This is a genomic window from Allocoleopsis franciscana PCC 7113 (genome assembly GCF_000317515.1).
Taxonomy (GTDB): domain Bacteria; phylum Cyanobacteriota; class Cyanobacteriia; order Cyanobacteriales; family Coleofasciculaceae; genus Allocoleopsis; species Allocoleopsis franciscana.
The window spans coordinates 2,531,729-2,549,345 of the sequence record NC_019738.1 but is presented as its reverse complement, the minus strand read 5'-3'; the positions used below and the strand labels follow the sequence as shown (position 1 = coordinate 2,549,345).

The 17,617-nt window shown below is 44.1% G+C and carries 16 protein-coding genes; 6 read left to right on the top strand and 10 right to left on the bottom strand.

The window, feature by feature from the left end; all coding sequences use genetic code 11:
- Positions 1–20 precede the first annotated feature (20 nt).
- Positions 21–1,493 (top strand): hypothetical protein, encoded by a 1,473-nt coding sequence (locus MIC7113_RS10830; RefSeq protein WP_216596377.1) that lies wholly within the window; start codon positions 21–23, stop codon positions 1,491–1,493.
- On the opposite strand, the gene MIC7113_RS10825 is transcribed toward MIC7113_RS10830, so the two are convergent.
- A complete protein-coding gene (locus MIC7113_RS10825; RefSeq protein WP_015182200.1) occupies positions 1,494–2,402 on the bottom strand; it encodes a 3'(2'),5'-bisphosphate nucleotidase CysQ family protein in 909 nt (302 codons plus the stop codon).
- Between the two features lie 496 nt (positions 2,403–2,898).
- Between MIC7113_RS10825 and MIC7113_RS10820 the strand changes: the two genes are divergently transcribed.
- The gene (locus MIC7113_RS10820) at positions 2,899–3,183 is read left to right on the top strand and encodes a hypothetical protein (protein ID WP_015182199.1); all 285 of its coding nucleotides are present in this window, start codon (positions 2,899–2,901) and stop codon (positions 3,181–3,183) included.
- 132 nt (positions 3,184–3,315) lie between these two features.
- Here MIC7113_RS10820 and MIC7113_RS10815 read toward each other — a convergent pair whose 3' ends face one another.
- The 6 genes from MIC7113_RS10815 to MIC7113_RS10790 form a co-directional block, all read right to left on the bottom strand.
- Positions 3,316–4,029: an ABC transporter ATP-binding protein gene (locus MIC7113_RS10815; RefSeq protein ID WP_015182198.1), complete on the bottom strand. Its 714-nt coding sequence runs from the start codon at positions 4,027–4,029 to the stop codon at positions 3,316–3,318.
- An 8-nt stretch (positions 4,030–4,037) separates the two neighbouring features.
- Positions 4,038–4,832, bottom strand: a complete 795-nt coding sequence (locus tag MIC7113_RS10810; protein ID WP_015182197.1) for an ABC transporter ATP-binding protein — start codon at positions 4,830–4,832, stop codon at positions 4,038–4,040.
- A gap of 63 nt (positions 4,833–4,895) precedes the next feature.
- The gene (locus MIC7113_RS10805) at positions 4,896–5,840 is read right to left on the bottom strand and encodes a branched-chain amino acid ABC transporter permease (RefSeq protein ID WP_015182196.1); all 945 of its coding nucleotides are present in this window, start codon (positions 5,838–5,840) and stop codon (positions 4,896–4,898) included.
- 49 nt (positions 5,841–5,889) lie between these two features.
- The gene (locus MIC7113_RS10800) at positions 5,890–6,702 is read right to left on the bottom strand and encodes a response regulator (protein WP_015182195.1); all 813 of its coding nucleotides are present in this window, start codon (positions 6,700–6,702) and stop codon (positions 5,890–5,892) included.
- A gap of 251 nt (positions 6,703–6,953) precedes the next feature.
- Positions 6,954–7,367 carry a response regulator gene (locus tag MIC7113_RS10795; RefSeq protein WP_015182194.1) on the bottom strand — a complete coding sequence of 138 codons (414 nt, stop codon included), beginning with the start codon at positions 7,365–7,367 and terminating at the stop codon, positions 6,954–6,956.
- A 48-nt stretch (positions 7,368–7,415) separates the two neighbouring features.
- Positions 7,416–9,551 (bottom strand): ATP-binding protein, encoded by a 2,136-nt coding sequence (locus MIC7113_RS10790; RefSeq protein ID WP_015182193.1) that lies wholly within the window; start codon positions 9,549–9,551, stop codon positions 7,416–7,418.
- A 228-nt stretch (positions 9,552–9,779) separates the two neighbouring features.
- Here MIC7113_RS10790 and MIC7113_RS10785 point away from each other — a divergent pair, with 228 nt between their 5' ends.
- A complete protein-coding gene (locus MIC7113_RS10785) occupies positions 9,780–10,310 on the top strand; it encodes a pentapeptide repeat-containing protein (protein ID WP_015182192.1) in 531 nt (176 codons plus the stop codon).
- 128 nt (positions 10,311–10,438) lie between these two features.
- Here the strand turns inward: MIC7113_RS10785 and MIC7113_RS10780 are convergent, their stop codons facing one another.
- Both MIC7113_RS10780 and MIC7113_RS10775 read right to left on the bottom strand, forming a co-directional pair.
- Positions 10,439–11,389, bottom strand: a complete 951-nt coding sequence (locus tag MIC7113_RS10780) for a branched-chain amino acid ABC transporter permease (protein WP_015182191.1) — start codon at positions 11,387–11,389, stop codon at positions 10,439–10,441.
- Positions 11,390–11,490: 101 nt separating this feature from the next.
- On the bottom strand, positions 11,491–12,726 hold the full coding sequence (locus MIC7113_RS10775) for an ABC transporter substrate-binding protein (RefSeq protein WP_015182190.1): 1,236 nt from the start codon (positions 12,724–12,726) through the stop codon (positions 11,491–11,493).
- Positions 12,727–13,025: 299 nt separating this feature from the next.
- Between MIC7113_RS10775 and glmM the strand changes: the two genes are divergently transcribed.
- Positions 13,026–14,495, top strand: a complete 1,470-nt coding sequence (glmM, locus tag MIC7113_RS10770) for a phosphoglucosamine mutase (protein ID WP_015182189.1) — start codon at positions 13,026–13,028, stop codon at positions 14,493–14,495.
- A 207-nt stretch (positions 14,496–14,702) separates the two neighbouring features.
- On the opposite strand, the gene MIC7113_RS10765 is transcribed toward glmM, so the two are convergent.
- Positions 14,703–15,122 (bottom strand): peptidylprolyl isomerase, encoded by a 420-nt coding sequence (locus MIC7113_RS10765; protein WP_015182188.1) that lies wholly within the window; start codon positions 15,120–15,122, stop codon positions 14,703–14,705.
- Positions 15,123–15,375: 253 nt separating this feature from the next.
- On the opposite strand from MIC7113_RS10765, the gene MIC7113_RS10760 reads away from it, so the two are divergent.
- Complete coding sequence (locus tag MIC7113_RS10760; RefSeq protein WP_041780001.1) at positions 15,376–16,557, top strand: AI-2E family transporter; 1,182 nt, start codon at positions 15,376–15,378, stop codon at positions 16,555–16,557.
- Between the two features lie 74 nt (positions 16,558–16,631).
- Complete coding sequence (locus MIC7113_RS10755; protein WP_015182186.1) at positions 16,632–17,615, top strand: 3'(2'),5'-bisphosphate nucleotidase; 984 nt, start codon at positions 16,632–16,634, stop codon at positions 17,613–17,615.
- Positions 17,616–17,617 lie beyond the last annotated feature (2 nt).

The following is a 17,617-nucleotide window of genomic DNA, read 5'->3' as shown; positions in this document are numbered from 1 at the left end:
TGTTTTTCTGCTTGGGTTTTATGGGGATTCTTAATCATGCCATGTGGCGTGACGAACTTAATCCTTGGTTGATTGCTAGAGATAGTAAATCCCTAGTGGAATTATTCCAAAATATCAAATATGAGGGGCATCCAGGATTATGGTATATCTGTCTTTATTTATTGAATCAATTGACGCAAAATCCCATAGCGATGCAAATTACTCATTTAATTTTAGCTACGGGTTTTATTTATATATTTTTAAAGTTTTCCCCTTTCAGACGATGGCAGAAGGCTTTGTTTGTTTTTGGCTATCTTCCTTTTTATGAGTATCTATTAATTAGTCGGAACTATATCATTGGTATCCTTCTGATTGCTGCTTTTTGTGCCCTATATAATACCCGAAAGAAAAATTATGTTATTCTCTCAGTGCTGCTTTTTTTGATCGCAAACGCCAATGCCTATTGCCTGTTTATTTCTCTGGCTTTAGGACTAGCGCTCATCGTGGAATATAGCTTACGGAAACAATTAGATGAATCCCTAACCGCAAGCCGAACCAATATAATTTTGAGTCTGACTATTTATGCCTTGGGTATTGCCGTCTCTCTTGCCCAACTGATTCCTCCTGCTGACAGTACATTACAAGGTGGTTTATCGGGATGGACACTTCATTTTGATCTTAGACACCTAGCCAAAGCACTGATCAGGATTTGGAATAGTTATATTGTTATTCTTGTTCCGGGTGATTCAAATATAGAAGTATTTCTCTTTGCCGTCTTGGCTTTAGGGTTATTCTTTTTTGCCTCAACGGTATTGATTCGCAAGCCCATTGCCTTCTTGATTTATACAGTTGGCACGTTAGAAATTATTTTCTTTACTTATGTTAAATTTCTCGGTTCAGCCAGACATTACGGACATCTCTATATTGTATTGATTGCCTCATTTTGGCTTGCTAGTTATTATCCCAAATCCAATCTTTTGCTCCAACCATTCACCCGTAGAGCGAGAATGATTCAGCCGATTAGTACAGTTTGGTTCAAGTTTACCGAAAAATACAAAATCATCTTCATGATGGTCATTTTCTCTGCCCAATTGGCAGCAGGTGTGGTTGCCTTTAGCCGAGATTTAGTGGTTCCCTACTCGGCAGCACGAGCAACGGCAACATATATTCAAAGCCAACATCTAGAAAATAAGTTTATGGTGGGAAGTCGAGATGCGACGATCTCACCTTTATGCGGTTATCTCAATCGCAAGATTTATTATCCGGAACGTCAAGAACTGGGCAGTTTTGTATTATTCAATAGCCAACGTCAGGACGTTGATGCTGCCACTGTTTTAGCCCAAGTCAGTCAACGGCTCCAACAAAAGCCTGAACCTATCCTCCTTATCCTCAACAATGAACTCAACACGGCAAGGGCTGATTTAAAAATATCTCCTCTCTCAAAATTCACTAAAAGTTTTATTTTTAATGAGAAATACTATTTATATGAGGTCAGCCCTGCGGTTAAATCCTAATTAAGCATCAATCTTCGCTAAAATAGCTGAGGCTTGAGTGCATAACTCCTGGTGACAAAAGCCGTTACTTGCCATTAAACCGCCCCACTGATTAATATCTCCCTGGTTGTACATTAAAGGCGTGCCATCAAAGTGAGTGAATTGCCCTCCCGCTTCAGTCAAAATTAATTCGGGTGCTGCCATATCCCAATCTTTAGGAGCCGATTTTCCCGAAAGGGAGATATAAACATCGGCTTGCTGTTCAATAATGGTGGCAATTTTACAGCCAACGCTACCCACGTAGTGTTTGGTTTTGAAAGGCAACTGAGCTAATAATTGGTTGAAGCGTTCGTCTCGGTGGGTGCGACTGGCGACAAGAGATAAATTGGCAATGGCATCACGCGATGATACCCGGATTGGGGTTTTGGCACCCTCTGGTGTTTCCACAAAGGTACCGCCCCCAAGGGTTGCGGAATAAAGTTTTTCGGCTTCAGGCCATACCACTACAGCTACTATCGGTCTTCCTTGATGAACCAGGGCAATGTGAATGGCATATTCGCCAGTTTTATTAATAAAGTCTCGCGTTCCATCTAAGGGGTCAATGATCCAAACCCAAGGTGTATTGACTAAGGATTCTTTGGTTTGCTCCGACAGAGATTTATAGGTTTCTTCGCTGAGGTAGCCGAAGGTTTCTGGATCAAAAGCTTCTTGGAGTTTTTGCAGGATGTAGTGGTTTGCGGCTACATCCGCCGCCGTCACAGGGCCATCTTTTTTTTCTTCAATCTTCAACTCTAAGCTACTGTCATCCGTGTGACCGCGATAGTAGGATTGCAGGATGTCAGCCGCACCCCACCCCACAGAACGGGCGATCGCCACAATTTCCTCTAAACCTTCATAGCGCCCTTCACCTAAATCTTTCAATTCGCTCACGGGTTTTCCTTCATTGTTATAAAAGTCTCGATCTGCCCTTTGCTAGTGTCTCTGGCAAGTGTCAAAAAAACAAGTTTTGTATCCGTTGACTGTCCTCCGGCACAGAAGCTGATACAGCCTCAGTGTTGTGAGGCTGACATTGTGTCTAGTTTTTTAAAGAAGTGGTAAGAAACATTTACTCAAAAATTCAGACAACAATTTAGCAAACGCTCATGAAACATAGATTATGCCCTTTTTTAGGGCTTTTGCTCCCAAGGTGCAGTTATTAAATCTTCTTTCACCTCTGCGCTTAGGGACGGAATTCACGCTTCAATAGATTTACAAGAACCCAGTAGCTTCAGAGTTAAAAAACGTTAGCCGAGAAACACTCTGTTAACTGTACGCCGTCTACACCAATCTTTTTCTATAGATGGTTTTGATCGGGCAAGGCTGGAGCTTATAAGTCGGTTGGCACCTCATTTTGCTCAAGAAGTAAGCATTGTAAGGATTAATAATTATGAAACGCATTTGCCAACTTGCTCAATTGATTTTAGACTTCTACCGGGAGGAGCCTGATGAACTGCGTCAGCTTGAACCGCTACGCATTTGCAAAGTCTTCCGACGTTGGGGTGTTTTGTATATCCGTTGCCCTAATTTAGAAACTGTTGCGGCGATTGTGGATGCCGGAGAGGAGATTGCGGAACCTGTAGCCAGACTCCGCTTGGCTAAAAAAATTACAGTTTTGAATAATAATAGTTCAGTGATGGCGTTTCCCGTGGATTTTAGCAAAATCAAGGCTTGAGCGGGCACGTAAAAATTTGTTCCAAAATCTAACGAAGGGAACCAAAATAAACTAAAGGAAAATCTTATGAATTGGTTTGGATTGACTGGGCTACTAAGTCATTCAAACCCTTGCTCGGTTCACTCTTTGTCGTCAACCTAAATAAGCCTTTTTAACGCGCTCATCGTTAATTAAATCTGAGGCATGACCGGTGAGAGTCAGTTGTCCAGCTTCTAGAACATACCCTCTATGAGCCGTTTCTAAAGCGAGACGGGCGTTTTGTTCCACCAATAAAATGGTGACTCCTTGTTCATGGAGTTGGCGAATCACAGAAAAGATCTCTCGCACAATTTGAGGGGCTAATCCTAAACTTGGTTCGTCAAGGAGCAAGAGTTTAGGCTGACTCATCACAGCACGTGCGATCGCTAACATTTGTTGTTCGCCACCACTCAGGGTACCTGCTAACTGATGGCGGCGTTCACCCAAGCGGGGAAAGGTGAGAAATTGACGTTCAATATCGGCTTTGATGCCCAAACGATCAGAGCGAATATAAGCCCCCAATTCTAGATTCGTCAACACCGTTTGCCGTGCCAAGACTCGGCGTCCTTCAGGACTATGAGCAATCCCCAAACTCACTACTTGATCGGGGCGCGATCGCGTGATTTCTTTACCGTTATAAAAAATCTGACCTCTAGCCGAATTAATTAACCGAGAAATCGCCCGAAGAGTTGTACTTTTTCCAGCGCCATTCGCACCAATTAAGGTGACAATTTCACCCTTGTTCACGACCAAATTAATATCCAGGAGGGCTTGAATTGCACCATAGTTGACGTATAAATTTTTAATCTCAAGTAGAGGTTGGGTCATTGAACGATTTACTCATCTCCTAAATAAGCTTCAATGACAGCTGGGTCGTTTTTCACCTTCTCTGGTTCGCCCAAGGCAATTAATTGACCAAAATCTAAGACGGCAATGCGATCACACAATCCCATCACTAAGGGGACATGATGCTCAATTAAAAGTACGGTTAAGTTAAATGAGTTACGGATTTGCCGGATTAACTCGCTTAAAGCCCCTTTCTCATTTGGGTTCATGCCGGCGGCGGGTTCATCCAACAGCAACATTTTAGGTTTTAGGGCTAAGGCACGAGCAATTTCAAGGCGTCTTTGGTCGCCATAGGCGAAGTTACAAGCTTTCTCCTCTGCCCTCTCGGCAAGTCCGACTAATTCTAATAATTCTAAGGCTTGAATATAGGTTTTTTGTTCTTCCTGTGCGGCTGGAGGCAATCCCAAAACACCTTGAATGAAACTTGTTTTGTTGTGAATGTGATGGGCGATCGCTACATTTTCTAAGGCTGATAAATTACCAAACAAGCGAAGATTTTGAAAGGTACGAGCGATTCCTTTAGCGGCAATTTGGTGGGGGCGTAGTTTGGTGATTTCTGAGGCTTCATAGACTAGCTGACCTTCAGAAGGCTGCATTAAACCGGTAATCAAATTAAACAGGGTGGTTTTGCCTGCTCCATTAGGGCCAATTAGACCAAATATCTCATTTTTTTGCACGATAAAAGACACTTGATTCACCGCCACAAGACCGCCAAAACGGCGAGTAATTCCTCTGACTTCTAAAACGGGTTTTGAATCTTGATATACCTGCTGCTCATTGGTCATTCGATTTGGGATTTAGGAGTTGTTTCTGCGTTGAAACTCAAGGCTTATACCTATATTTTTTTTTCATACTTCATCCTTCCTGATTTGTTGCCGTTTGAGGGGATGTAATCGCTTTAGTAATTCTGGCGTAATAATACCTTGGGGATAGAATACACTACCAATTACAATTAATAGTCCAAAGATAATCAAACGACCATCACGGAGAAATTGTGATAACCCATTATCCTGAGTTCCAGCCATCGCTCTTAACACTTCGGGTAAAGCCGTCAGCACGATGCCCCCTAGGACTGGCCCGACGAAAGTTCTAGACCCTCCAATGAGTACGAATGCTAAGTAAATAATACTAGCATCAAATGTTCCTTGACGTGCATTCCAGGTATTCAAAAAGTGAGCGCTCACCGCTCCAACCAAGCTTGCTAAAACAGCGCCTAAAGTAAAAGATAGAACTTTATAATAAGTTGGATTAATGCCCATAGCATCAGCGGCGAGTTCATCTTCGCGGATGGCACTCAGGGCGCGACCGGCTCGAATCCGTTCCAATCGGTAGAGAAAGAGCATACTTAACAGCAACAGGGGGAGAGCAATCCACAAATACTCAATTTGAGTTTGAAAGGGTTGTGGAATCGCAAAAATTCCCACGGCACCACCTGTAATCTCCAAGTTTAAGGCGAAAACTCTTAAAATTTCGACAAAAGCAATAGTTGCGATCGCCAAATAAATTCCTCGTAATCGAAGAACAGGAATTCCTAATGCGATCGCTAATACCGCAGAGATTAAACCTGCCAGTAACATTTCTAACAATAACAGAGGGATTGGGAATAGATTGCCTGTGAACTTCAAGACTTGAGTGGATAGAATGGCGGCAACATAACCCCCCAAAGCATAAAATCCTGGCGTTGCCAAAGAGAGCTGTCCCGCCATCAATGGCAAATACACCGAAAGTCCCAGAATGGCTCCAAAAATCATAGATACGATTAAGAAGCCATAGTTATTAATAAAATCTGACATTTATTTTCTCTTCATGCCTCCTTTTGTCCTTCTTCTACTTTGAGTCGCTTTATCTTTTACAGGCTAATAAGTCTTTGATTTTCGCTGATAGTTCGTCTAACCCAGCATCTTTAGCACAGAAAGCATCAGCTTCTGGACAAATATTTTTGCCTAACGCAGAGTCATTTTTACTCACATAGCCCGAAACAAGAATAACTAAAGGGGGATATCGCAAATTTTTTAAATAACGGATGAGTGCACTACTCTCGACATATTCTTCATGATCCAGGTGAGGAATTGAATAGTCTACAATGACTAAATCAAAATCAAAAGATTGCTTTAAGAAATCCGAAGCCGTGGGAAAACTATAAACTTCAAATTCACCTCTGAAGAATCGTTCGAGTGCAAAGCACCAATGTTTATCATCATCCACTACAGCCAGGGTGTACATGGCTTTAACACCGGGAATCAATTGGTTTGATTGTTCAAATCTTTTTTGATTTTTTGCAGATAGTAATTTTTGAGTTTGCTGCAAAATCTCTTCCATATCAGCCTTTTTGGAAAAAAAATCTTCGGCTTCTGGAAAGAATTTTTTTCCTAATTTTAAGCTCTGTTCATCAATAAAATCTAAAACAATAACTAATAAAGGAGGTCTAGGAAAGTTTTTTTTAATAAAATGAACAATCTCCAATTTGTGAATATTTTCAGTATAACTCTCAGCGGAAAAATTTGAACAATTGACAAAAACTAAATCATATTCAACAAGTTCATAAAAAGAATAAGGAAAATTTTCAAAAATGGTAATATCAAAGCTCTTCTGAAAAAAGGTCTTAAGAGCCAAGCACCAATTTTGGTCTTGATCGACTACAGCAATTTTATACATAATTTAGCGACCTCGTTTAAAACTCAATTTACCGCTCCTACTCAACTCGGCTGAAAGGTTTTTCGGCTTTATTAATAAATAATAACTTTGTGATGTAAGAGTCAAGGTTTACTCACATAAATCAACACAATTATGCAACGCTATGTAAAGGCTACAGTGCCTAATCTCTAAATTACCCTGCTTTTAAAGAAATTTATCTGAAAATGACTAGATGCAGAGACTTATGTTAAAAAATGCAAATTTGTCCCTTTTTATCCCTTCTGGATCTGCCCACTCTCTGATACTAATCGAGTCATCAACCCAAACAGAGCGTTATAGTCTGTGACGGGTTTAGTGAACAAGCCATCAGCTTGTGAAGCCTGCAAAAGTATTTGCTGCTCACCCAGCATGGCGTAAGCTGTGAGTAAAAGGATGGGAATATGGGCAGTCAGGGGGTCAGTTTTGAGAAAACGCGCTAAATCAGCACCACTAATCTCTTCATCCTGCCAGTAAGCTCCTGGCAGATTAACATCCATCAGTACAAGGTCTACAATTCCACTTTGACAGGCTTGGAAAATAGCCGTTGGCTCATCGTTAATCACAACTGAATAACCCCCAAGACGCTCAATCAACTTAGCCGTTGCTTTGGCTAAAAGATAATCATCATCAACTAGTAAAATTTTCATCGTTGGGAAATAGAGAGGGGGAATAAACACAAGAGATGGGGTTGTTTATCAGCTATTACTTATTCCTAATAAGTCGTACTGGGGTAACTTAAACGTAACACTCGTTCCTTCACCTTTACCCAGACTGTAAAGCGAAATCTCACCCCCCATCAATTCGACAAGTCGCTTGCAAACTGTTAAACCTAGTCCGGTTCCTCCATAGCGTCGCTTAACCGAACCATCAGCTTGGACAAACGGCTCAAACAGCATATCCTGTTTAGCAGGTTCAATTCCAATTCCTGTATCCGTCACCGAAAATTTCACCCAAGGATGATTAGCGAGTGTCTCTAAAATCACCTGTAGGCGAATCTCACCACTTGGAGTGAACTTGAAGGCATTGGAGAGGAGATTGCTCAAAACCTGTCTCAGTTTCATCAAATCGGCATAAACTCTCTCCACCTCGCACTCAATCACCAAGCTTATCCCCTTTTGACGACTTTCGAGTCTGAATAAGTTTTGCTGTTCTTCCAACAGAGAAGGCAAATCAATTAACTCTGGATTGAGTGTCATTCGACCTGCCTCTATTTTGGCAATGTCTAAGACATCGTTGATAATAGCAACCAGATTTTCCGCTGAATTATAGGCAACACTAATATATTCTGTCAGTTCTTCTTCATTATCATAAAAACCTTCCTTGAGAAGTTTCAAATAATTCAACGTAGCCGCTAGAGGGGTGCGTAATTCGTGACTGGTAGAGGATAAAAAGTCGGATTTTAGACGAGAGGCTTCTTCAGCAACAGTACGAGCTTTGTTGAGTTGCTGGTTTCGCATTTCCACCAGTACGCGCTGCTGATATTCGCACTGATAGAGCCGATGTTGCAGAACAGCCATCGTTAGATGGGTACCGACTGAACTCGTGATTTCAATTTCTTCCTCTCTCCACTCCCTTGCTTGACCCAGTTTGAGTTCTCGCCAAACTTCAAACGAACTTCTGACTCGATCTTGACGCTCATCTGGATCATAGCGTCCAGCCCAGAGAATATCTGTATCAATCTCATCTCGAAAAATGCTTAAAATTCCCACACACTGCTCCCCATATACCAGAGGCATGGCTAACAAACTACGGATACGGGTGGGTCTAAACAGAGGTGCAACGTCTAGTAATTGTGGTTCTTGATAAATATCATTGAGGGCGAAAAGTTGGGAAATAGCCCGACTACGAAACCGAAATTCCTCTTCTTCACTCAGGATTAAGTCTCTCCAGTAATCCGCTACATTCGAGGGTTGAGCAAACCGATTTTCACAAGTCATGAGTTGCTGCCAAAATGGATAATGCTCCAACACTGTTGGGTGACCTTCGGTTAATAGGGGCTGTGCTCCATAGGTGTAGAGTTCAATCTCTGATGAGCCTGAAGTGGAGCTGACAAAGAGTCTGCCACCCGAACCTTTTACCGATTGAACTACCTTTTCTAAAGCGATTTGTAGAATCTCTGAAACTTGTAGGGGTGAGTGAAGTAAGGTAGAAATTTGATTAATCAGTGTTTCGCCCCGCACTCGCTCACGGGATTGGGAGAGAAGGTGAGATTGGGAGATCGCGATCGTAACTTGATCGGCTAAAGTTTGAACAATCTGTAGCTGCTCTTGTGAAAAAGCCAGAGGCTGAGCGTGGTGCGAAACCAGCAAACCCCACAAATTTTGTTGATGTAGAATCGGGACGACGAGAGACGATTGCACTCCTATTTTACTTAAATATTCCACATGGCAAGGATCGACCGGACGCTGGAGGATATCTTCAATGGCTTGATTCTGCACGTCCTCAATCGTTAAGTCTCCTGTAGTTTCCGGGCAATCCAGTCGATTTAGGGTGATGCGTTGGGTAGGAATATCGATGATAGAACGTACTCTCGCTTTGACAAACATTTCGCGAGCATGGGGGGGAATATCTCCCGCCGGAAAGTGTAGACCTAATAGTGAAGGTAAGCGATTTTGAATCACAGATTCGGCGATAACTTGCCCCGTGCCATCAGACTCGAATCGATAAACCTTAACTCGGTCTGTATCTAGAAATGCTCGCATTTCTGTCGCCGTTGCTGATAAAATTTCCTGCAATTCCAAAGATTGTCGAATGCGATTCGTCATTCGATGTAACAATTCTCCCTGAGTTGCCGCTTCGGTTGTATGTGTTACAGGAGTTTGATCGGTCATGGTTTAATATCGATTTATTGTTAGTTTTTATTCATTCATTCATTCATTGTAGTTACCCATCCAGGATTTTCCGTCCGTTAACCAGAGCTAAAATTTCCTTGAGGGAAACCTGATAGAAATCTATGAGCTGTTCAACGACTGCCCCTATTATCCAGATTAACAGCAGAAACTTGTAAATTATTTAGAATTAAGACTCGATAGATCAGGTAATTGAGATAGCGACTTGAAATGGCAAACACAGAACATCTAGCGCTACTTCAGCAAGGAACAACCCTTTGGAATGAATGGAGAGCTCAGTATCCTGAGATACAGCCTAATTTACGTCAGGCTCGCCTTCGAGGTTGGTCTCTCCAAGGAGTGAACTTTGTAGGGGCAGATTTGCGCGAAGCGAATTTGTATGAGGCAGACTTGTCACAATCCCGTTTAAATGGAGCAAACTGTAATTCAGCCGACTTGCGTAAGGTTAATTTAGCCATGGCTGATTTATCTGAGGCTAATTTGATATCTGCTGATTTGCGTAAAGCCAATCTAACTCAAGCAAATCTCACCTCAGCTAATTTAAAGGTGGCTTTCCTGCGCCAAGCCAATTTGCAAAAAGCAAATTTGAGTGAAGCCAATCTTGAAGGAGCAGATTTGAGCGGCGTCAATCTTAAGGGAGCAAGGATTAATAGAGTTAACCTAAAAACGGCAAATTTGACTGGGGTAGATTTAACGCAATTGGATGGGATGGAAGTGATAATGCCCGATCAGACAACTTAGTCGCAATGGTCGAAATTAATTAATGTGCTACGAGCTACATCCACAAAATTGAATGAAAATTTTTCTTTTTCATTACCAATTACCCATTTTCTAGATAAATCTATGATGACTAATCTTCTCCGGCTAAACTAAACTTTATTTATGCTCGATCGCCCTAATAATCCTTGGGGTCTAACCAGAAGCATGATAAATAATAAGGTAAAGGCGATCGCTTCCTTATAGCCAGAAAAATCAGAAGGGACAAACGCCTCTGCCAAACCTAGCAGCAATCCCCCCACCACAGCACCCGGAATATTACCTAATCCTCCCAAGACAATTACCCCTAACCCTTTCAACCCATAGGTAATTCCAAAGTAAGGGCCAGCAATACTTACACTAGAACCCACTAACGTTCCTGCCAAACCGCCCAAGAACCCACTCAAAAAGAACGTTAATACAATAAAACGCTCCGTATTAATTCCTAACAAGCTAGCCGTTGTCGCATCTTCCGCGACAGCTTGCAGTGCCTTGCCAATTTTCGTGTAATTAATCAAGTAAGTAAGAATGACAACAATCAAGGCCGATACACCAAATATGATGATTTGAACGGTTCGGACATTAATGGGTCTTGCCTGAGTTCCAAAATTAATAGCGGGTGGGATATTTCCATAGGCATCAGCGGGAAAAGTATAAATCTCAGCACCGACTAAGTATTGAATTAAGTTGACAATGACAACAGCCGCCCCCAAACTCGAAACCAATGTTAGGAGTGGATCAGCCCCTCTCGCGCGTAAAGGTTTAAAGGCTAAACGCTCGACTAATACCCCCACTAAACCTGCTAAAAAGCTCCCACAAAATAAAGCTAAAACAAAGGGTAACTGTATCGGCAAAGAGGCATTTGCCAGAATCCCATTAAAGCCAAATGCTCCTCCCGATAAGCTATAAGTAAAATAAGCACCTAGGGTAAAAATTGCACCATGAGCAAAATTAATGATGCCTAAAATGGAAAAAACTAGGGTATAGCCTAAGGCAAAAATGGCATAAACACTGCCAATCGATAAACCATTGAGAAATTGTTGAAAAAACAGAGTAAAGTCCATGCTTTAAAAGACAGTCTCCCCATTGATATTGGTCTTGAGATGTCACTTTTACAAGATACTCAAGGAAACTGAATTAGTATCATAATGAGCAACGATACTGTTCATTTTACAAATGTAAATTTGCCAGTTTTTCCATCGGTTTCCATTTTGATTTGAGCGACGTAAAACTCACCTTGTTTAACTTCACCATCTGGATCAAACGCAATTTTTCCGAGGGGTGTTTCATACTCTCCGTTTAAAATTTGATCATTTAACTGTGTTCGTAACTGGTCTAGAGGCAACGTCTTAATTTTGGTTTTATTATCTAAGGCTTTTAGGGCTTCCACAAATACTTGCACTCCTGTGAAAGCTTGAGCGCTAAACTGGGGCGGTTCTTTCTTATTTTGAGCCTTATACGCCTCTCGGAATGCCTTATTAATGTCATTCGTTACTTCAGGGCTATAGGCTTGAGCAATTAAAATATCATTGCATTGTGCCTGACATACCGGAAAGAGATTCGAGGTATTCAAACCGTTCCCACCAATAATTAACCCTTTGTATCCTAACTGACGCAATTGCTTCACTAAGTTCCCCCCATCTGAAGCTAGGCCAGAGATAATGATGAGGTCAGGTTTAAGGTTAATGGCATTAGTGGCTTGAGTTTGAAAATCGGTATCAGTCGTTTGAAATTTTTGTACCGTTACCAACTCTAGTTTTTGGTTTTTCACGGTTTCTTGAAAAGTCTCTGTCTCAGATTTACTAAAAGCATCATTTTGAGCATAAAAGACAGCCACTTTTTTAATATTAGGATTAATCTTCAGGGCTTCTTTTACCGCATTCGGCGCGACAACAGCCACAGGTGCGGACACGCGAGCAATATATTTCCCAATCTGAGGAATGTTTTTTGCCGTGTTAGACGGTGCTAAGACGGGGACTCTAGCACGCTCAGCAATTGGATCGGCGGCAAAGGCTTGCTGGGAAAGCGTAGGCCCAACAATTCCCACGACTTTATCTTGAGTGATTAAAGTATTAAAGGCGTTAATCGCCCCTTGTTCGTCGCCGGCTGTATCTTGGAACACTAACTTAATGGGTGTGCCGTTAACGCCACCTTTGTCATTAAAAAACTTCTCAGCAATTTTTGCACCCGTAACCTGTTCTTGTCCGAGTAAGGCAACGTTACTGGTTTGAGCGACGGCAATACCAATCGGGATAGATGAGCCTATTGCTGTATTGGTTGATGTATTACCTGGACTGCTGTTAGCTGTTGTGCTTGGTTTATTGTTCTGACTACAGGCAACAACCAGAACACAGGCAAAACACGCGGTGAGAATCTTAGTAAGAGTGCGTTTCCTCAACATCTGACAACTTCCTCCGTAAGTATATGATTTAATTATCTGTTTTAAGGTAGAGGTTTTTTCCCCGCTTTAGTCCATCGCGGCAAAATTGTACCACCCGTTTTTCAGAATACTCCTCAAAACTTTCTCTCTCATCCTCATCCTCCTATGAGCTCCGGTCGTCTCCGATCGCCCACTCTTCCCTTGTTGTCCAGGGGATAATCACCTCTTCCCAGAGAGGGATCGAGAGTAACAATAGGGGAACTCTATAGTAGAAAGTGCTATCCTCCACAATGAGTGTGTTGTGTGAGGAAAATTCGTTTATGGTTACATCCCCAGTCCGGACTCAGGGCTTCTCTCGTTTAGAGGTATTGCCTCGACGTCAGCAGGCAGCCTCGACCAGTGTCAGCCTTGGGAGTCGGTCTCTAACGCTACCGGCGACTCCCTTATTTGGCACCGATGGCATTCGGGGACGAGTAGGAGATTTACTCAATGCAGATTTAGCGTTACAAGTGGGTTTTTGGGCCGGTCAGGTGTTGCAAACACAAACACCCGAACTTGGTCCGGTGATTGTGGGACAAGACTCACGAAACTCCAGCGATATGTTGGCAATGGCACTGACAGCCGGTCTGACGGCAGCCGGTTTGGAGGTGTGGAACTTGGGATTATGCCCCACTCCTGGTATTGCCTATCTCACCCGGATGACGGATGCGATTGGAGGAGTGATGATTTCCGCCAGTCATAATCCACCCGAAGACAATGGGATTAAATTTTTTGCCTCAGAAGGGACAAAGCTACCAGTAGCACTGCAAAAGCAGATTGAAGCAGGCTTGAGAGGTTTTTCTGGAGAGACGATTCTCGCTGATGTACAGGGACAGCACTACTATCGACCGGAATTGCTCACCCATTATGTGGAATCGCTGCGTCATCCTTTGCAAGGGGTGACCGATTTACGTGGGATGCGGATTGTGTTGGATTTGGCTTGGGGGGCGTCTGTCGCGCTGACAGGTCAGGTGTTTGCTGAGTTAGGGGCAGAGGTGATCTGCTTGCATGACCAAGCCGATGGCGATCGCATTAATGTTAATTGTGGCTCGACTCACCTCCAGCCTTTGCAAGAAGCGGTGCGGCAATATTCGGCTGATATGGGTTTTGCCTTTGATGGAGATGCCGATCGCGTCATGGGAGTCGATGCTCAGGGTCGAGTAATCGATGGGGATTACATTCTCTATTTTTGGGGTCAAGCCTTACGAAAAGCCCAAAAACTGCCCGGAGATTTAATTGTGGCAACCGTCATGGCTAATTTGGGCTTTGAGCGCGCTTGGAATCAGTTGGGTGGTTCCCTGGTGCGAACGGCAGTGGGCGACCAGTATGTTCAAGCGGAAATGCAGCGAACTGGAGCCATGCTGGGCGGTGAGCAGTCGGGACATATTCTCTGCCACCACTACAATATGACAGGTGATGGCATGTTAACGGCTTTACATTTGGCGTCCTTGGTGCGCCAATCGGGAGTGCCATTCACTCAACTCGTGGATCAAAGCTTCCAACCCTACCCTCAATTGTTACGGAATGTGCGAGTGGAAGACCGCGAACGCCGACTGAACTGGCAAGATTGTGATGCAGTGAATTCTGCGATCGCCCAAGCGGAGACAGATATGGCAGGTCTAGGACGCATTCTCGTCCGCGCTTCGGGTACAGAACCGCTGATCCGGGTGATGGTCGAAGCCGAGTCGGCTGACGTTGCCGAACATTGGACATCTGAATTGGTTCGAGTCGTTCAGCAACACTTAGGTTAAGGTCTTTACCCCTTGAAATGACCGAACCCACTCCCTGATCAAAGGGAACGATTATAGGGTGCAGCTATTCTGAACAGCATGTATGCGATCGCTAGGTACTCCCTACGTGAACAGTCGCCGTAGCGATCGCATGTCCGAAACCACAACCGTGAAACCGACGGTCTACCTCAGTTAGCCATCTTTAGGCATCGCTTAAAGGCTTCTCGACTATCGTTCAATCTTGACCGAAACAATCTTGTCACCCTTGCGGATGGCATTGACCACATCCATATCCTTCGTTTGACCAAAAGTCGTGTGTACTCCATCTAAATGGGGTTGAGGAGCGTGGCAAATAAAGAATTGACTTCCCCCCGTATCACGACCCGCATGAGCCATTGACAAAGTCCCCGCTAAGTGCTTATTGGAATTAATTTCACACTTAATTTTGTAACCAGGGCCACCCGTTCCCGTTCCCTGAGGACAGCCACCTTGAATCATAAAGTTAGGGATGACACGGTGGAAGGTGAGGCCATCGTAAAACCCTTTTTCCGCTAAGTCTACAAAATTCTTCACCGTATTCGGGGCATCCTGGTCGAACAACTCCAGGTTGATGGTGCCTTTCTCCGTTTCCATAATGGCAAGAGTCATGGTTTCCCTCCTAAGTGGGCTGATTCGATAATTGACAGTTATTGTTGCTAGCAATAGCCTAGAGCTAAATGGCGCAACAGCCAAAAAACTCTAGGTTAACTTTATCTAATTTTTTCAGGGTCTGACCTCAGACTTGGGAACTAATCGCCAATAGGATTTTGTAGTCCTGAGTCATAGCCCATAATAAGGTGATGGTGATTATGCTACTAACCACTGCCTTCGAGGGAGTGGATTGCCGAATAAAAAAACCTCAATGAAGTCTATCTTTTCACCTGTCCAACAGTTTTTGATTACTTGGCTACTCGTCTTAGTGACAGGCTGGGTAACGCTAAATGCCCTGAGCTATGTGGGTGAATTAATCAGCATTTTGCTCACAGCGGCTCTCATTGCCTTTTTACTCAACTATGCTGTCGCTGTGGTTGAACCCTTCTTGCCTCGGAGTGTAGCGGCTGTACTCGTCTATTTAGGAGCAGCTATAGCTGTTGTCTTCATTGCGCTCACGCTAGTACCGCCCGTATTTAATCAAGGGCGGCAATTAGTGACGAACTTACCCTCGCTGCTAGAACAAGGTCAACAACAGTTGGCAAGCTTCCAAGAGTGGAGTGTGGCGCACAATTTGCCGTTTGATGTACGAATTTTGGCATCCCAACTCTTAGCGCGGGTACAAGCTCAAGCCGAAGCAATCGCGTCTACGGGTGTCGGGTTAGTCGTCGGTACATTTAACTGGGTTTTGGACTTGATTTTAATCCTGGTGATTTCGTTTTACATGCTTATCGATGGTGAGCGGGTTTGGCGAGGTTTAACGAGTTTACTGTCCCCAACCATTCGAGATGAGTTAACCCAATCCCTGGAGCGCAATTTACAACGGTTTGTGACGGGTCAGCTGCTGTTGGGTTTGTTTATGGCAGTTACCCTCACTCCTACCTTTTGGGCGCTGAAGGTGCCTTTTTTCCTGCTGTTTGCCGTTTTTATTGGGTTAATGGAAGTCATTCCGTTTATCGGCGCGACTTTGGGGATTGCCACCGTGGTGGTTGTGGTGGCGTTTATCGACTGGTGGTTAGCGTTGGAAGTCTTGGGAATTGCGATCGCACTGCAACAGGTTAAAGATAATTTAATTGCGCCCCGGATTATGGGCAACTTAACGGGTTTATCCCCCGTGGTTATCTTTGTCTCTCTGTTATTGGGAGCCAGAGTGGGAGGGCTGTTGGGGGTAATTTTGGCAATTCCCCTGACCGGTGTGGTGAAAAGCCTTGTCGAGATTGCCCTTGACCCCACACTACCCCCTCAAACCGGCTCATTCTTTCACAATCCTCTGAGCAACAATAGCCTCAAGCGGTCATTCGCTCCGGCTCTGGGTACATCGGTACAGAACCAGGAGTATACGGCTTCGACTCCTATTGACTCCAAACGAGAGAGCGGGACGGTGAGAGATTAAACATCATCTCCTGTTCACTAGGATCGTCGGATTGGACGTTGTACCATCGACCAATCCAGAAAAGAGCATTGATCATGTTGTACGAGCGAGAGAAACAAGTAGCCATCGCAGCCGTAACCACGGCTGCACAGTTATGTGAACAAGTGCGGCGAGAACAAGGCTCGTTAGCCATTGCCAAACCCGATCGCACTCCCGTGACGGTGGCTGACTTTGGTGCACAAGCGATAATTTGTCAAGCCCTAGGGGAAGCGTTTCCCAATGACCCGGTGATTGGTGAAGAAGATTCCACCTTGTTGCGAACCCAAATTGAGCAGTTGGCACAGGTGACCCAATATGTGCAAGCTTACTTACCCAAGGCGACACCGGAGTCCGTTGCGGCTTGGATTGATCGAGGGAATGCTCAAGTCAAATCTCGATACTGGACTTTAGACCCCATTGATGGGACAAAAGGATATATCCGAGGTGATCAATATGCGATCGCCCTAGCGTTGGTAGAGGCGGGTGAATTGAAGCTCGGTCTTTTAGGTTGCCCTGCTTTACCCGTGGATTTGACCCAACCGGATGGAGAACGGGGCGTTCTTTTTGTAGCCGTGCGGGGTCAGGGAGCCACGATGATTCCCTTAGCGGGCGGTGCGCCACGTCCAATTCACGTTACTGACGCTTCAGAGGAAAGTTTACGCCGATTCGCCAGGAGTATTGTCTCGGAACATAGTAATCCAACATTACAAGAAGCGGTGGTGCAAGCTGTAGGACTGACGTCTCCCCCGTGGCAGCTCGACTCTCAAGCCAAATATGGGGTAGTCGCACGAGGTGAAGCGGCTCTCTATCTCCGTTTACCTTTTCCGATTACTTCAGAGAAACGGCAGAATACTTGGGATCATGCCGCCGGAGTGATTATGGTCGAAGAAGCGGGGGGACGGGTAACGGATATGTATGGTCAGCCTTTAGACTTTTCATTCGGAGCTAAGCTAGTGAATAATCAGGGCATTATTGCCAGTAATGGGTTGATTCATGAGGCTGTACTGGCAGCCGTGGCGCAGATGGCGAAGGAATCATAGCG

Bases quoted from the DNA above. Each gene is read 5' to 3' on its own strand.
- MIC7113_RS10830 (WP_216596377.1), top strand. From the start codon at position 21: ATGGGGATTCTTAATCATGCCATGTGGCGTGACGAACTTAATCCTTGG.
- MIC7113_RS10775 (WP_015182190.1), bottom strand. From the start codon at position 12,726: ATGTTGAGGAAACGCACTCTTACTAAGATTCTCACCGCGTGTTTTGCC.
- glmM (WP_015182189.1), top strand. From the start codon at position 13,026: ATGGTTACATCCCCAGTCCGGACTCAGGGCTTCTCTCGTTTAGAGGTA.
- MIC7113_RS10820 (WP_015182199.1), top strand. From the start codon at position 2,899: ATGAAACGCATTTGCCAACTTGCTCAATTGATTTTAGACTTCTACCGG.
- MIC7113_RS10765 (WP_015182188.1), bottom strand. From the start codon at position 15,122: ATGACTCTTGCCATTATGGAAACGGAGAAAGGCACCATCAACCTGGAG.
- MIC7113_RS10755 (WP_015182186.1), top strand. From the start codon at position 16,632: ATGTTGTACGAGCGAGAGAAACAAGTAGCCATCGCAGCCGTAACCACG.
- MIC7113_RS10805 (WP_015182196.1), bottom strand. From the start codon at position 5,840: ATGTCAGATTTTATTAATAACTATGGCTTCTTAATCGTATCTATGATT.
- MIC7113_RS10795 (WP_015182194.1), bottom strand. From the start codon at position 7,367: ATGAAAATTTTACTAGTTGATGATGATTATCTTTTAGCCAAAGCAACG.
- MIC7113_RS10760 (WP_041780001.1), top strand. From the start codon at position 15,376: ATGAAGTCTATCTTTTCACCTGTCCAACAGTTTTTGATTACTTGGCTA.
- MIC7113_RS10790 (WP_015182193.1), bottom strand. From the start codon at position 9,551: ATGACCGATCAAACTCCTGTAACACATACAACCGAAGCGGCAACTCAG.
- MIC7113_RS10785 (WP_015182192.1), top strand. From the start codon at position 9,780: ATGGCAAACACAGAACATCTAGCGCTACTTCAGCAAGGAACAACCCTT.
- MIC7113_RS10780 (WP_015182191.1), bottom strand. From the start codon at position 11,389: ATGGACTTTACTCTGTTTTTTCAACAATTTCTCAATGGTTTATCGATT.
- MIC7113_RS10810 (WP_015182197.1), bottom strand. From the start codon at position 4,832: ATGACCAATGAGCAGCAGGTATATCAAGATTCAAAACCCGTTTTAGAA.
- MIC7113_RS10800 (WP_015182195.1), bottom strand. From the start codon at position 6,702: ATGTATAAAATTGCTGTAGTCGATCAAGACCAAAATTGGTGCTTGGCT.
- MIC7113_RS10815 (WP_015182198.1), bottom strand. From the start codon at position 4,029: ATGACCCAACCTCTACTTGAGATTAAAAATTTATACGTCAACTATGGT.